Source organism: Chryseobacterium sp. C2(2020) (assembly GCF_014218915.1).
Lineage (GTDB): Bacteria > Bacteroidota > Bacteroidia > Flavobacteriales > Weeksellaceae > Chryseobacterium > Chryseobacterium mucoviscidosis.
This window is the reverse complement of sequence record NZ_JACLCT010000003.1, coordinates 64,334-78,929: the sequence shown is the minus strand read 5'-3', so window position 1 is coordinate 78,929 and position 14,596 is coordinate 64,334. Positions and strand designations below refer to the sequence as shown.

At 36.5% G+C, this 14,596-nt stretch carries 12 protein-coding genes; 11 read left to right on the top strand and 1 reads right to left on the bottom strand.

Annotated elements, in window-relative coordinates:
• Positions 1-89: 89 nt before the first annotated feature.
• From H6W52_RS02765 to recA, 10 genes are all read left to right on the top strand, one after another.
• Positions 90-1,349, top strand: coding sequence for a putative DNA modification/repair radical SAM protein (locus tag H6W52_RS02765; RefSeq protein WP_108408965.1), 1,260 nt, complete (start codon positions 90-92; stop codon positions 1,347-1,349).
• A 101-nt stretch (positions 1,350-1,450) separates the two neighbouring features.
• Positions 1,451-1,687, top strand: coding sequence for a type II toxin-antitoxin system ParD family antitoxin (locus H6W52_RS02760; protein WP_116097145.1), 237 nt, complete (start codon positions 1,451-1,453; stop codon positions 1,685-1,687).
• Positions 1,680-1,979: a type II toxin-antitoxin system RelE/ParE family toxin gene (locus H6W52_RS02755; protein ID WP_116097143.1), complete on the top strand. Its 300-nt coding sequence runs from the start codon at positions 1,680-1,682 to the stop codon at positions 1,977-1,979. Before H6W52_RS02760 ends, H6W52_RS02755 begins: the two co-directional genes overlap by 8 nt.
• Before the next feature lie 79 nt (positions 1,980-2,058).
• Positions 2,059-2,817, top strand: a complete 759-nt coding sequence (locus H6W52_RS02750) for a TIGR03915 family putative DNA repair protein (protein WP_116097141.1) — start codon at positions 2,059-2,061, stop codon at positions 2,815-2,817.
• Between the two features lie 161 nt (positions 2,818-2,978).
• Positions 2,979-3,965: a 6-phosphofructokinase gene (pfkA, locus tag H6W52_RS02745; RefSeq protein WP_076390826.1), complete on the top strand. Its 987-nt coding sequence runs from the start codon at positions 2,979-2,981 to the stop codon at positions 3,963-3,965.
• 29 nt (positions 3,966-3,994) lie between these two features.
• Positions 3,995-5,005 carry a type I glyceraldehyde-3-phosphate dehydrogenase gene (gene gap, locus H6W52_RS02740; RefSeq protein ID WP_108411166.1) on the top strand — a complete coding sequence of 337 codons (1,011 nt, stop codon included), beginning with the start codon at positions 3,995-3,997 and terminating at the stop codon, positions 5,003-5,005.
• 80 nt (positions 5,006-5,085) lie between these two features.
• Positions 5,086-5,709, top strand: a complete 624-nt coding sequence (locus H6W52_RS02735; RefSeq protein WP_116097139.1) for a hypothetical protein — start codon at positions 5,086-5,088, stop codon at positions 5,707-5,709.
• A gap of 315 nt (positions 5,710-6,024) precedes the next feature.
• A complete protein-coding gene (locus H6W52_RS02730) occupies positions 6,025-6,801 on the top strand; it encodes a response regulator transcription factor (RefSeq protein WP_116097137.1) in 777 nt (258 codons plus the stop codon).
• A gap of 104 nt (positions 6,802-6,905) precedes the next feature.
• Entirely contained in the window at positions 6,906-8,102 is a 1,197-nt protein-coding gene (locus H6W52_RS02725; protein ID WP_116097135.1) for an oxygenase MpaB family protein, read from the top strand.
• 271 nt (positions 8,103-8,373) lie between these two features.
• Positions 8,374-9,375 carry a recombinase RecA gene (gene recA / locus H6W52_RS02720; RefSeq protein ID WP_087712199.1) on the top strand — a complete coding sequence of 334 codons (1,002 nt, stop codon included), beginning with the start codon at positions 8,374-8,376 and terminating at the stop codon, positions 9,373-9,375.
• Positions 9,376-9,442: 67 nt separating this feature from the next.
• Here recA and H6W52_RS02715 read toward each other — a convergent pair whose 3' ends face one another.
• A complete protein-coding gene (locus H6W52_RS02715) occupies positions 9,443-12,340 on the bottom strand; it encodes a prolyl oligopeptidase family serine peptidase (protein WP_116097133.1) in 2,898 nt (965 codons plus the stop codon).
• A gap of 283 nt (positions 12,341-12,623) precedes the next feature.
• Between H6W52_RS02715 and htpG the strand changes: the two genes are divergently transcribed.
• Positions 12,624-14,516: a molecular chaperone HtpG gene (htpG, locus tag H6W52_RS02710; protein ID WP_116097131.1), complete on the top strand. Its 1,893-nt coding sequence runs from the start codon at positions 12,624-12,626 to the stop codon at positions 14,514-14,516.
• Positions 14,517-14,596 lie beyond the last annotated feature (80 nt).

The following is a 14,596-nucleotide window of genomic DNA, read 5'->3' as shown; positions in this document are numbered from 1 at the left end:
TCTTATGAGATCTAAATATTTTCAAAGTATTTTGTTGGAAGCTGATGTAACTTATGTGTTAATAAAAAAATGGTAAAAAAAGAATAAAAATGAATTTTGACCGCCTGAAAGAAAAACTTGAAATCCTTGCCGATGCAGCGAAATATGATGTTTCCTGCTCATCAAGCGGTGGTTCCAGAAAGAACAAAAAAGGGGCTTTGGGAGACAGTTCCGCAAGCGGAATCTGCCATACCTATACGGAAGACGGACGATGTGTTTCTCTTCTCAAAATTCTATTGACCAATCATTGCATTTACGATTGCGCTTACTGTGTTTCCAGAAGTTCAAATGATATTAAAAGAGCTGCTTTTACTGTGGAGGAAGTGGTAGATTTAACGATCAATTTTTACCGCAGAAATTATATTGAAGGCTTGTTCTTAAGCTCAGGAATTTTTAAAAATGCGGATACGACCATGGAACGTCTGGTTCGTGTGGCGAAAAAATTACGTCTGGAAGAAAATTTCAACGGTTACATTCATTTAAAATCAATTCCGGGAGCAAGTGATGAACTGATGCAGGAAGCCGCTTTGTACGCCGACCGTTTATCCGTCAACCTTGAAATCCCAACCGAAAGCGGGCTGAAATTACTGGCTCCTGAAAAAAACAGGCAGGATATGCTTAATCCGATGAAGTATATCCAGAACGGGATTGCGCAATACAAAGACGAGAAAAAACTGTTCCGGAAAACACCAAAATTTGCTCCTGCAGGACAATCTACGCAAATGATTGTAGGTGCTACGAATGAAAATGATTTACAGATCATTAAAGTTGCCGATCATTTTTATAAAAATTTCAGTCTGAAAAGAGTCTATTATTCCGGATATGTTCCGGTTTTGGAAGATAAAAGATTACCTGCGCTTACGACTGAAGTTCCGATGCTTCGTGAAAACCGTTTGTATCAGTCGGATTGGCTGATGCGTTTTTATGGTTTTAAAGCTGAAGAAATACTGGATCCGAATATGCCATTTTTAGATCTTGAAGTCGATCCCAAATTAAGCTGGGCTTTGCGACATTTGGATCAGTTTCCTGTCAATCTTCAAACTGCGGATTATCAGATGATTTTGAGAATTCCGGGAATTGGAGTAAAAACAGCACAGAAAATTGTAAGCGCAAGACGTTTTCAGGTTCTGAATATGGATCATCTGAAAAAGTTGGGAGCTGCAGTGAACCGCGCTAAATATTTCATTGATTTTAACGCAGGAAATGCCTTTTTAAAATATCTGACGAATCAAAATCTGAAAAAACTGCTTATTGGCGGAAGTTCTTCGAAGTTTCATAATCAGTTTTCGCAGCAATTGACGTTGTTTTAAATTCAATCCTTTGATCTTATCTTAAAATGGAGAAAATAATTTTCAATATCCATATTTGCTAAATTTGGATATAATTTATAACTTCGAAGAAAGAATTTATTATGAATGTCAGTTTCACAAAAAAGCAGGAAGAATATATTTCAAAGCAAATAGAATCCGGTGATTTTCAGAATGCCAGTGAAGTTGTGCGTGATGCATTGCGGCTTCATGAAGTTTATCGGCACCGTGTGATTCAGGATTTAAAAGCTGAAATAGAAAAAGGTTGGAATGATGTTGAAAGCTCTCGTTCTGTAAAGGATATTATTCAGGCTAAAAAGAATAGAATCAGTAATGTCTAAGAAAACCTATATCTTATCGGAAATTGCTGATAAAGATCTGGAAGATATTTTTGATTATACTTGGAATGAATTTGGATTTAATCAAGCAGAAACATATCTTTTGGAAATTGAAGAAATTTTTCAAAATTTATTTTTAAATCCACATTTAGGCAAAAAACGAGATGAAATAAAAAAAGGTTTATATAGCTTTCCGAAAGACAATCACGTTATTTTTTACAGGATTTTAGATCATCATATCAGAATTGTGAGAGTTTTGCACGGAAGCAGAGACATTCCGAAATTTTTCCTGTAGCAAAATATTATAAATACTGAAATAACATCAACATAATAACACAAGATTACAAACTCTAAAACACTCCCTTCCAACTCAGATGACTACCCTACTCTACGATGGCAGTTTCGACGGACTTTTAACCGCTGTATTCGAAGTTTTCGAGTATAAATATAAAGATGTGGAAATTGTAAGCAGGGAAAGATTTCATCAGGAAAATATCTTTGCGGAAATTCATGAGGTTATTACTCAAAATGATAAATCTGAAAGGGTTTTAAACAAATTAGAGCAGAATATCGGAAAAGCCGGAATTCATGAACTGTTAAAAGTTTTCTTATCTGAAGATCCGGAACTGGAACAGCTTATTTTATCCGCTGTAAAGCAATCTATAAAACATCCCGATGAAAATATTCTGAAAAATTATGCAGACAATGACATTCTGAAGATTTCTAAAATCTGTAAATCCGTCAGTCGGGAAAGACACAGAATGACGGCTTTTGTCCGGTTTGAAAAAATGCAGGACGGTGTTTTTTTCGCCAAAATAGATCCGGATTTCAATGTACTGCCTTTAATCCGGAAACATTTCAAAGACCGTTATCAGGATCAGAAATGGATGATTTATGATTTGAGAAGAAATTACGGAATTCTGTACGACTTGGAAACCTGCGATTTTTTCTATCCCGATGAAAAAATAGACTTGAACAGATATCAGCAAAAGTTTCACGATGAAGAAAAAAATTACCAGACGCTTTGGCAAAGGTATTTCACAAAAACCAATATTGTGGAGAGAAAAAATATGAAGCTTCATATTCAGCACGTTCCGAGGAGATACTGGAAATATCTTACCGAAAAGCATTAAATTAATTTTCATCTCGATAATTTTCATCCAAAAACATTGATATTTTTTTGTAAACCGATAAATTTTATTCAGGTTTAATCATTTATATGCAAAACTCTTCTTAAGTTACTACGATTATCTGAACTTGTTTTTGTAAATTTGTGTTCGAAATTTTTTACTAGATGAAAGAGAGTGCTGTAAAAAAAATTGCAGTTCTTACTTCGGGAGGAGATTCTCCGGGTATGAATGCAGCATTAAGGGCGGTAGTAAGAACCGCAAATTATTATAAAATAGAATGTTACGGAGTAAGAGAAGGTTATAATGGCTTGATCAACGATGATTTCCTTAAAATGGGACCTCGTTCTGTAAAAAATATAATCAACCAGGGCGGAACTATTCTGAAATCTGCCAGATCCCAGGAATTTAGAACCAAAGAAGGTCGTCAAAAAGCCTATGACAATTGTGTGAAATATGGCATTGACGGTTTGGTTTGTATTGGTGGAGACGGAACTTTCACAGGAGCAAAAATCTTCAACGAAGAATTCGGCATTCGTGTAATTGGTGTTCCGGGAACGATTGATAATGATATTTTCGGGACGGATAACACCATTGGTTATGACACGGCTTTGAATACTGCAATGGAAGCGATTGATAAAATCCGTGATACGGCAACTTCCCACAACAGGGTTTTCTTTGTGGAAGTAATGGGTCGTGATGCAGGTTTTATCGCTTTGAACAGTGGACTGGCAACCGGTGCTCTGGATATTTTGATTCCCGAGAAAAAAGACAGCATCGATGAACTTTTTGCCAATTTCAGAAGCGCAGAAAAAACAGGAAAAGCTTCAAGCATAGTTGTTGTAGCAGAAGGCGAAAAATTAGCCAACGTATATGAACTTGCAGAAAAAACAAAGAAGGAATTCCCGGACTACGATATTCGTGTCGCAATTTTAGGTCACATGCAAAGAGGTGGTTCTCCAAGTTGTGCAGACAGAGTGTTAGCAAGCAGACTGGGCTTTGGAGCCGTAACAGGATTAATGGAAGGACAAACCAACGTAATGGCAGGAATGCGTTCTAATGATTTGGTATACACTCCGATTGAAGAAGCCATTAAAAAACACAACGAAATCAATAAAGACCTTTTACTGATTTCAGAAATTTTAGCAATCTAATATTTTAATATAATTTAAAACAAACTATTATGTCAACAATTAAAGTAGGTATCAACGGGTTTGGTAGAATTGGACGTCTTGTTTTCAGAGCAATGACTGAAAGAGATAACATCGAAGTAGTAGGAATCAACGACCTTATCGATGCTACATACATGGCTTATATGCTTAAATATGATTCTGTACACGGAATTTTTCCGGGTGAGGTTTCTGTAGAAGGTAATGACCTTGTAGTAAACGGAAAAAGAATCAGAGTAACTGCTGAGAAAGATCCAAGCAATTTGAAATGGAACGAAGTAGGTGCAGATTACGTTGTAGAATCTACAGGTTTATTTTTAGATAAAGACAGTGCTGCAAAACACATTGCTGCAGGTGCAAAGAAAGTAATTCTTTCTGCTCCTTCTAAAGATGATACGCCAATGTTTGTAATGGGTGTAAACCACACAGAACTTACAGACGATATCAAAATCTTATCAAATGCTTCTTGTACAACCAACTGTCTGGCTCCATTAGCAAAAGTGATCCACGATAACTTTGGAATCGTAGAAGGTTTAATGACTACGGTACACGCTACAACGGCTACTCAGAAAACTGTTGACGGTCCTTCAATGAAAGACTGGAGAGGTGGTAGAGCTGCTTTAAACAACATCATCCCTTCTTCTACAGGTGCTGCAAAAGCGGTAGGAAAAGTTATCCCTTCTTTGAACGGAAAATTAACAGGGATGTCTTTCAGAGTACCCACTGTTGACGTTTCTGTAGTTGACCTTACAGTAAGATTAGAAAAAGCTACTTCTTACGATGAGATCTGTGCTGCCATTAAAGCTGCTTCTGAAGGTGAATTGAAAGGTATTCTTGGATACACTGAAGATGCTGTAGTTTCTCAGGATTTCGTAGGAGATAAGAGAACTTCAATCTTCGATAAAGATGCAGGAATTATGCTTTCTCCAAACTTCGTAAAACTTGTTTCTTGGTATGACAACGAAATGGGATATTCTAACAAGTTAGTAGATATGCTGATCCACGCTGCTTCTTTATCTAACTAATAAAGTATCAGCTTAAAATATGAAAACCTTCCTAATGGGAAGGTTTTTTTGTTTAAATTAACCGCTTAAAATTAGTAAACATGCTGGATGAACTTATTGAAAGATATTCTAAATACTCCGATTCTGAGCTTATGAATGTCTATAAAAATAAAAGCGGATATACCGAAGATGCGAGGAAAGCGCTTGAAATAGTTATAGAAAATAAAGGCGGCTTCAATACTCTGAAAGAAAGATATAATGAACTCATAAAAAAAGAAGAAGAAAAGAGAAGACTTCATCGTAAAGCCAACCAGCTTTATAAAAAAGGGAATACTAAAAATGATATTAATTCAATTATACATTCTGAAATGCTGTCCACAGAAGAAATTCAGGAAATTACAGACCTTGTGAGCAGCAGAATAGAAGCTGAGAAAAAAGACGTAGAAATAAAAACAAGTACATACATCGGAAGTATTCTCGGGGGAATTCTTGGCGGAACTATTGGGGGAGTTTTATGGGGATTGCAGCTTATCTATTCCGGACATATATTTTATCTTTTCGCGATCGGTTTGGTAATAATATCGTATGGATTTATTAAATTTTTTACCAAGCAAAGTAAAAATAACATTGTTGTTCTTATTCTTACGGTAATTTCGGTATTTTATGCTCTCATTCTGGGTTTCTATATTTATCAAATATTCGGCTATCGTGGACCGGAAAGTTAAACTCAATAAATTAATTTTTAAAGTAAGCTTCTATAATAATGAATCCCCTGCAAAATTGCAGGGGATTCCAGTTTATCATTTTCAAACAGCTAACAGAAAATTCTAAACTATTTCTGACATATTAATGATATTATGTAAATTTTGTTTTTTAATAGAAAATATGAAAACATAATCCGAAAAAACGGAAAAATATTTAGAATGAGTTTTCATGATTATTGGCTTATACAAATTTTAAAATTTTATTGATGTAAAAAAATCCCCCTTTTGCGGTATTTTTAAGAAAACTTTAACTATTTTTAGTTATAAATCTTTTTTATGGATAATCTGGAGAAAAAACATCCTTTGGTAGAAGTTTGGAACTCTTATTCTGATGTAGAAAGAAAAGAAAAACACATTTCTAATATCCCTCCTGTTGAACGCATCATCGGAGAAATGTTCGCTATTGGAGAATTTTATTATTATGTGCTAAATCTCACCAACAGTACAATTTCCAATCATCATCCTGATATCCTCAAGATTCATGGTCTAAAGGAATATCCGCAGAATTTAAAAGATGTGATTGATCTCGTTCACCCCGATGATATAGAATTCATTATGAAAGCCGAACAGAAAGTGGTGGAAATATTGATGAAAACAGGGAAAGAACATCAGCTTTTTCTTAAATCCAGTTACTGCTTCAGAATGAAAACCGCTTCAGGAAATTACGAGCTTTTTCATCATCAGGCGGTACTTACGTGGGAAGATGAGGATAAAAATCTGGTTCAGTCTATTAATATTCATACCAATATCCATCATATTACAAAACAGAATCCGCATACTGTACTGATTACAGGAATTGGTCACCGGAGCGATTTCATTCAGATTAAAATTGAAAATTCTTCTTCAAAAAAAGATCAGGAAATTAATTTAACCAAAAGAGAAACTGAAATTCTTTCGCTTATTGCCAAAGGATATTCCGGACCGGAAATTTCGAAAATGCTGATTTTATCAGAACACACGGTCCGTACTCACAGAAAGAATATCTTAGCCAAAACAAACTCCAGAAACAGCAAAGAACTGTTAACAAAAGCGTTCGAATGGGGATTGATATAATGCCAAAAGTGAATAGTGAATGAAGAATTGTAAACTGTGAATTGAATTTTCCTGATAAATCTCACTCTGCAATTGCGGAGCAAAACTTGTACCTTTAGCCTTCGATGGAGAAAACAATTTTACAGCCACGCTTTAAAGATTCGCAGCATTTTAAAGATTTCTGGACAAAAGGCAACGGAAAACAGCTTCTTGATTTTTCAGGAGCAGAGGTCAGTTTTAAAGTTTTTGAAAAATTTTCATCTTATTTTTATGATGTGGATGAAGTTGGCGATCAGGTTGTAAAAGATGTTTATCTGACTCAAAAATTTCATGAAGCTTCGAGAGAAATTGAAAACTACATCCGAAATGGCGTTTCGGAGAACGATGATGTTCCGGAAAGTGTAAAACAGCTTTTCCTGCAGACTCAGAAAATTCCTGACTGGCTGGATTATGATCTGATTAAAAGCGGTGCAGAACTCTGCATGAGAAGCAATGTAGATTCTCTGATCTCTCTTCGCGATTACTGCCTGATCGGAGGTTATGATTATGCTTACCTCAACAAACCCCTTATTGCAACGGAAGCCTTAAAGAAAGGTGCTGTAAAAAGACTTTCTGAAACGCTTGATTTCTGGGTAAATGTTACCCGATATGATGCTTTGGAAGTTCATAAAAAAGGATATGAGTTTGCCATAAAAACCCGCCTGATCCATTCTTACGCAAGAGTTTCCATTAAAAAATATTATAAAGAATGGGACATGGAAAACTGGGGAGAACCCATTAATTCGTGGGATATGATGGCAACGTATATTTGTTTCAGTCTCGTTTTTATGCACAGTCTGCACAAACTGGGAAACACGTTTTCTGAAGAGGAAGAAAAAGGGCTTTTCCACCTTTGGAAATATGTAGGTTATCTTCTGGGAATTCCGGAAGATCTTTTACCGAATGATAAAGTACAGGCAACGCAGTATTTCTATCTGTGGACTTCGGTTCAGCCTTCTGCGGATGAAGATTCTGTTTTGCTGGCTCATTCTCTTCTGAATGAATCGCTTGAAAACCCGATCCTGAAATACAGTTTCCAGAGAAAAAATCTTCGTTATCTCCACATCTGCTGTATATGGTTTTTACTGGATGATGAAGTGTGCAAAAGACTGAAGATTCCGGAAGTTTCCAACAGAAAGGCTTTTCCGGTTACGAAAAGAATGATTACCAAAATTGTTGACCGACTCGTAAGCCGTAAAGCCAGAATAAAAAAAGGGAATAAAGATCAGATGAAAGTCTTGAGCGATTATCTCAGCATTACCCAAAATTCTAATTTCCATTAAAAATCTACTGCAAAGACTGCAATTTATTTGATGGCTTCTACCCTAGCCGCGATTGCAGCGAAAATCCTTTTTTGAAAAAAAAAGATTGCAGCGGAAAGCGCGAAAAAGCTCCTGATAAAGCATAAAACAAAAGTTTTAAAGATTCTGTTTTAGTTTTTGATATGCATCTGAATTTTATGTTTTTTTAACTATAAAAACAACTTTTAGTGGTAGGAAAGATTAGTTTTTGAGCGTAAATTTTTGTATTTTTGATAAATTATTTAAACATCAGATGAGTAATATAGACGATAAGAAAAAAGCACTGGCTTTGGTGCTGGACAAACTAGATAAAACATACGGAAAGGGAACGGTAATGACCTTGGGAGAAAATTCCGTAGACAGTACAATTGAGGTGATTCCTTCAGGATCTTTGGGATTGGACATCGCTCTTGGAGTGGGTGGTTATCCGAGAGGAAGAATCATTGAGATCTACGGTCCGGAATCTTCAGGTAAAACAACTTTAACGCTTCACGCGATTGCAGAAGCTCAGAAAGCAGGGGGTATTGCAGCGTTTATTGATGCAGAGCACGCTTTCGACAGAACTTATGCTGCTAAATTGGGAATCGATCTTGAAAACCTTATTATTTCTCAGCCGGACAACGGAGAACAGGCATTGGAAATTGCTGATAACCTGATCCGTTCGGGAGCGATTGATATCGTGGTAATTGACTCGGTTGCTGCGCTTACGCCAAAAGCAGAGATTGAAGGGGAAATGGGAGATTCTAAAATGGGTCTTCATGCGAGATTAATGTCTCAGGCTTTAAGAAAATTAACGGCAACCATTTCAAGAACAAAATGTACGGTTATTTTCATCAACCAGTTGAGAGAGAAAATCGGAGTAATGTTCGGAAATCCTGAAACGACAACGGGTGGTAACGCTTTGAAATTCTATGCTTCGGTAAGAGTTGACATCAGAAAGGCAAGTGCACCTATCAAACAGGGAGATGAAGCGATCGGAAGCCGTGTGAAAGTGAAAATTGTTAAGAATAAAGTTGCCCCGCCTTTCAAACAGGCAGAATTCGACATCATGTACGGTGAAGGGGTTTCCAAAACAGGAGAAATTCTGGATCAGGCTGTAGAACAGGGAATTGTAAAGAAAAGCGGTTCATGGTTCAGCTACGAAGAAACGAAGCTTGGACAAGGTCGTGATGCAGTAAAAGATGTCTTAAAAGATAATCCTGAACTTGCAGAAGAACTGGAAAATAAAATTAAAGAGGAACTTAAGAATAAATAAGTTTTTTTGATAACGCGATAAAAAACCTCGGCGGAGCTTTCAGCTCCGCCGATTTGTTGTTTATACATTAAGGCTTTTCATCGGTTAACTCAAATCCCCAGTCTTTTCCCTTTTGGGTTGCAGGAATCCCTTTCGTCATCCAGACCGGCGCTTTCGCATCTTTAAGATAGTAATCGAAAAACTGCTGTTCGCGGATCTGAATATCTTTTCGGTTCTGGCGTTTTATGAGATTATGGTCGTCACCATTATAATTCAACAACCAAGCTTGTTTTCCTAAACGGCGCAGTGCGGTAAACATTTCAATTCCCTGATACCACGGAACAGCTCCGTCTTTGTCGTTACTCATAATCACCACCGGAGTTTTCACTTGATCGATGGTAAAAAGCGGTGAATTTTTAATATACAGTTCTGGTGCTTCCCAAAGATTTTTTCCTAATCTGCTTTGTGATTTTTCGTACTGAAACTGTCGGTTCATTCCTGAAGACCATCTTATTCCGCCATATGCAGAAGTCATGTTTACGACAGGAGCCCCACTCCATGCTGCGGCGTACATATCGGTATGTGCAATGAGATACGCAACCTGATAACCGCCCCAGCTTTGTCCCTGAATTCCTATTTTTGAGCCATTCACCCATGAATTTTCTTTTAGTTTTTCAACACCGGAATTGATATATTCCATTGCCGATTCTCCCGGAAAACCATCTACATACGAAATATCGGGTGTAAAAACGAGATATCCGTTGCTTACAAAATAAGAGATATTTAATCTTGAAGGAGTCGGAGACGGTGCTACGTAACGGTTCAGATTATCCGATAGTTTTTCGTAGAAATAAACAATCATCGGATATTTTTTGTTCGGATCGAAATTTTCAGGTTTATAGAGAACGCCTGTCGATGAATTTCCTTTCGGAGTTTTCCAGTTAACCAGTTCACTCGTTCCCCAATTGTAAAGACTTTGCTGAGGATTGGTGTTGCTTAGTTTTTCCTGATTTTTAAAATCGGAAGTGGTGAAAATATTCGGAGAATCGGTGTAGGATTCTTTTACTAAAATATAATCTTCTGCATTTTTTGCTTTCTGAATACTGCGGTATCCCCAAACATTTTCCATCTGAATTTTTACAGGATCAGAACCGGACTGAACGGTTGTTTTAAAAATCCCATTGGCTTTGGAGACATTATCAAACGCTGATAAATAAATAGAATTCTTCCGGTTTACACTTCTAATGTCTTTGTCTAAATCATACGTATCAAAAGTAATCTTGTTTTTGCGCCCGAATCCGTTGGTGATGTTTCTGGGCTTTTTAGAGCCGTCCGGAAAAAACTCCCAAAGATCGTATCGGTCTTTGATTATAACGGATTCATCATTATCCGTCCAAGATGCAATTCCGTATGCGTTAGGAAAATCCGGCATGTCGAACTCTTCATCTACAAAAGAAACGGACAAATCTTTATTGAGCGGTACTGTCTGTTTTGTTTTTACATTATAACTCAGCCATTGTCCTTTTTCCCTGTCGAAAATCACGACAAATTTCCCCAACGGAGAAACTGCAACTGAGCCATTCAGGTTTCTTATCATTTCTGTTCTTTCACCTGTTTTATTGTCGATAATAAAATACGTTTTCTTTGAAGAACCTTCCCATTGTGACGGAATGCGGTTGTTTACACTGGTAATTCCCAATACAAACTCTGCATTACCTTCATTCACCAGTCGCAAAGTATCGAGATCTTCGCCGTCAATGTTTGTGAAAAGTTCCGGTTTGTCGGTCTGCATTACAGCAGCGTAAGATTTTTTAAGATCATTTCTCAATTCTTTCAACTGAACCGTTTGCAGATAATCATCCTTATAATTCCAGATATCGACCACAGCATGATCGTTTGCAATCAATGTAGTGTCTTTTGCAACAGGTTTCGGAGCCACCCCGAAATACAACTGTTTTCCGTTTTTACTGAATATCGGTAAACGGTTTTCAGAAATTACCCAGTTTTTCTTCATCTGAGAATGATCGTTGGTAACGGTTTTATTTTTATTTCCTTTAAAATTAAAATAATACAATTGGTAAAGTTTCACCAAATCATTCTGTGCAGAAGAAGTTCCAACAAAAGCTAACTGATTTCCTTCTTCATCAAATGCAAGCTGTGAGAAATCCCCTTCCATTTCTGAGATTTTATTGACGTTTCCGGTTTTAAGATCAACAACCTGAACGGTCTGAAGCGTATATTTCTTAGGTTTGGATTTATCCGTATCTTTTTTAGCCAGAGATTTATCTTCCAATGAATCTTTTTTCTCTTCCTTCCCTTTTTTAGGTTTTTCTTCCGGTTTTTTTGTAACGAAAACAAGCTGCTTCCCATTTTTGCTAAACTGATAGCGAACCACATTGTCATAGGTTGTGCTTTTTCCGTCCAAAAGATTTCTGATCACCAACTGTAATGGTTTTGCCTTTGTATCATCATCTTTGTTTTCGTCGTCATCATCTTTGTCTGAAGCACTGTCGGAAGATTTGTCTTTCATATTTTCTAACAGATAAGCTACGAAAGAACCTCCCTTTTCCGGAATTTTAAATCCTTTTACATTAGGAATTTTCTCTGTCGTTCCTTTAGAGAAATCAAAAACAGCGAGGGTATCTTTGGTAAGTTTATTCTGTTTTAATTTTTTATCTTTTACCGCTTTTATGTCTTTGTAAAAAGGACGGATATGGAAAACGGCAAATCTGGAATCGCTGGTAAATTCCATTTTTGTGGCTCTCGGAAATTTCTTTGTGCTTTTATTTTTTGCAGAATGTAAGTAAAGATCAGGATTTCCTTCCTGCACATCTACTGAATATCCTACCCATTTTCCGTCATTGGATATTTTTCTGGCTCCGATATTCTGCCAATTATCGTAAACCGAATGATCCAACGGTTTTTTCTGCCCATAGACATACGAAGCCATGAGAAGCAGAAGCAAAACTGCACTTTTCAAATTCATTATTAAATATTTTAAGAACTAAAAATAAGGCTTTTCTCGGATAAATCTGCATTATAAAGGTATTTTCAGGATAAACTATTTAACCACAAAATGGCAAAAGATTCTATCTGTTCTGCTTAAAAGTCTAAATATTCCAATAAATGCTTTACAATTGTCTTTATGATTTTTGTAGTTGAATTTAAATTCACTTAAAAGAAATTCTGAAAAAAATGCCAAAATGTCATTTTCCTGGAAACGGTATTTTTTTTGAGAAAGTATAGAAAATTAAAAAACCAAAATTATTATGACTAAAGGAAATATTAATGTATCTGTGGAAAATATTTTCCCGCTTATTAAAAAATTTCTTTACAGTGACCACGAAATATTCTTAAGAGAGTTAATTTCCAACGCAACGGATGCTACGTTAAAGCTAAAACATTTAACAGGCATCGGTGAAGCAAAAGTGGAATACGGAAATCCGAAGATTGAAGTAAAAGTAGATAAAGAAAACAAAAAACTTCACATCATCGATCAGGGAATCGGGATGACGGGTGAAGAAGTTGAAAAATACATCAATCAGGTTGCTTTTTCGGGTGCTGAAGAATTTCTGGAAAAATACAAAGACACGGCAAAAGATTCAGGAATTATCGGACATTTCGGACTTGGCTTTTACTCTGCCTTTATGGTTGCAGAAAAAGTAGAAATTCTTACAAAATCTTACAAAGATGAACCTGCAGTTCGTTGGATCTGCGACGGAAGCCCTGAATTTACTTTAGAAGAAACTACGGATAAAACAGACAGAGGAACTGAAATTATTCTTCACATTGCAGAAGATTCTACAGAGTTTCTGGAAGAAGGAAAAATCCGTGAACTGCTGTTGAAGTATAACAAATTTATGCCTGTTCCTATTAAATTCGGAACAAAAACACATACGCTTCCTTTACCGGAAGATGCTCCTGAAGATGCGGTTGCAGAAACGGAAGAAGTTGACAATATTATCAACAATCCGACTCCGGCATGGACTATCGCACCGAGCGAACTGACAAATGAAGATTATATGAAGTTCTACCACGAATTGTATCCCATGCAGTTTGAGGAACCTTTGTTTAATATTCACCTGAATGTAGATTATCCGTTCAATTTAACGGGGATTTTATTTTTCCCGAAACTGAACAATAATTTAAATATCGAAAAAGATAAGATTCAGTTGTATCAGAATCAGGTTTTTGTAACCGATGAAGTGAAAGGAATTGTACCTGATTTCTTAATGCTTCTTCGCGGTGTGATCGATTCTCCGGATATTCCATTGAATGTTTCCCGTTCTTATCTTCAGGCAGATGGAGCCGTGAAGAAAATTTCATCATACATCACGAAAAAAGTTGCCGACAAAATGGCATCTTTAATTAACGAAAACCGTGAAGATTATGAGAAAAAATGGAATGACATTAAAGTGGTGATCGAATACGGAATCGTTACCGAAGAAAAATTTGCAGAAAAAGCTGATAAATTCACTCTTTATCCAACCACTGACGGAAAATTTTTCCTTTGGAATGAACTGGAAGAAAAGATCAAGCCTAATCAAACGGATAAAGATGGAAAACTGGTCGTTCTTTATGCTTCTAATGCTGATGAACAGCACTCTTACATCCAGTCTGCAAAAGATAAAGGATACGAAGTTCTTCTTTTAGATTCTCCGATTATTCCTCACGTTATCCAAAAATTGGAAACATCCAAAGATAAAATTTCTTTTGCAAGAGTAGATGCAGATCACATCAACAATCTGATTAAAAAAGATGAACCTGTTATTTCAAAATTAACAGAGACTGAAAAGGAATCTTTAAAGAAAAACGTTGAAGAATCAATCAATGATACCAAATTTACCGTTCAGCTTGAAGATTTAGACAGCAATGATGCGCCTTTCACCATTACCCAGCCTGAATTTATGAGAAGAATGAAAGATATGCAGGCAACAGGAGGCGGCGGAATGTTCGGAATGGGAGGATTCCCGGAAATGTATAATCTGGTGGTAAATTCCAACAGCGAACTGGCAGGTCAGATTTTAAAAACGGAAAGTACAGAAGCGAAATCAGATTTGATTAAATATGCTCTGGATCTTGCTAAACTTTCGCAGAATCTATTGAAAGGAAAAGAGCTTACAGACTTCATCCAGAGAAGTTATAAGCAACTGGAAAAGTAAGTTGACTATTTTTATATGGAATCCGGCGGAGCTTTGCTCCGCCGGATTTTTTTGTTTTGGTTTCGGCGGCGAAGCCGCCG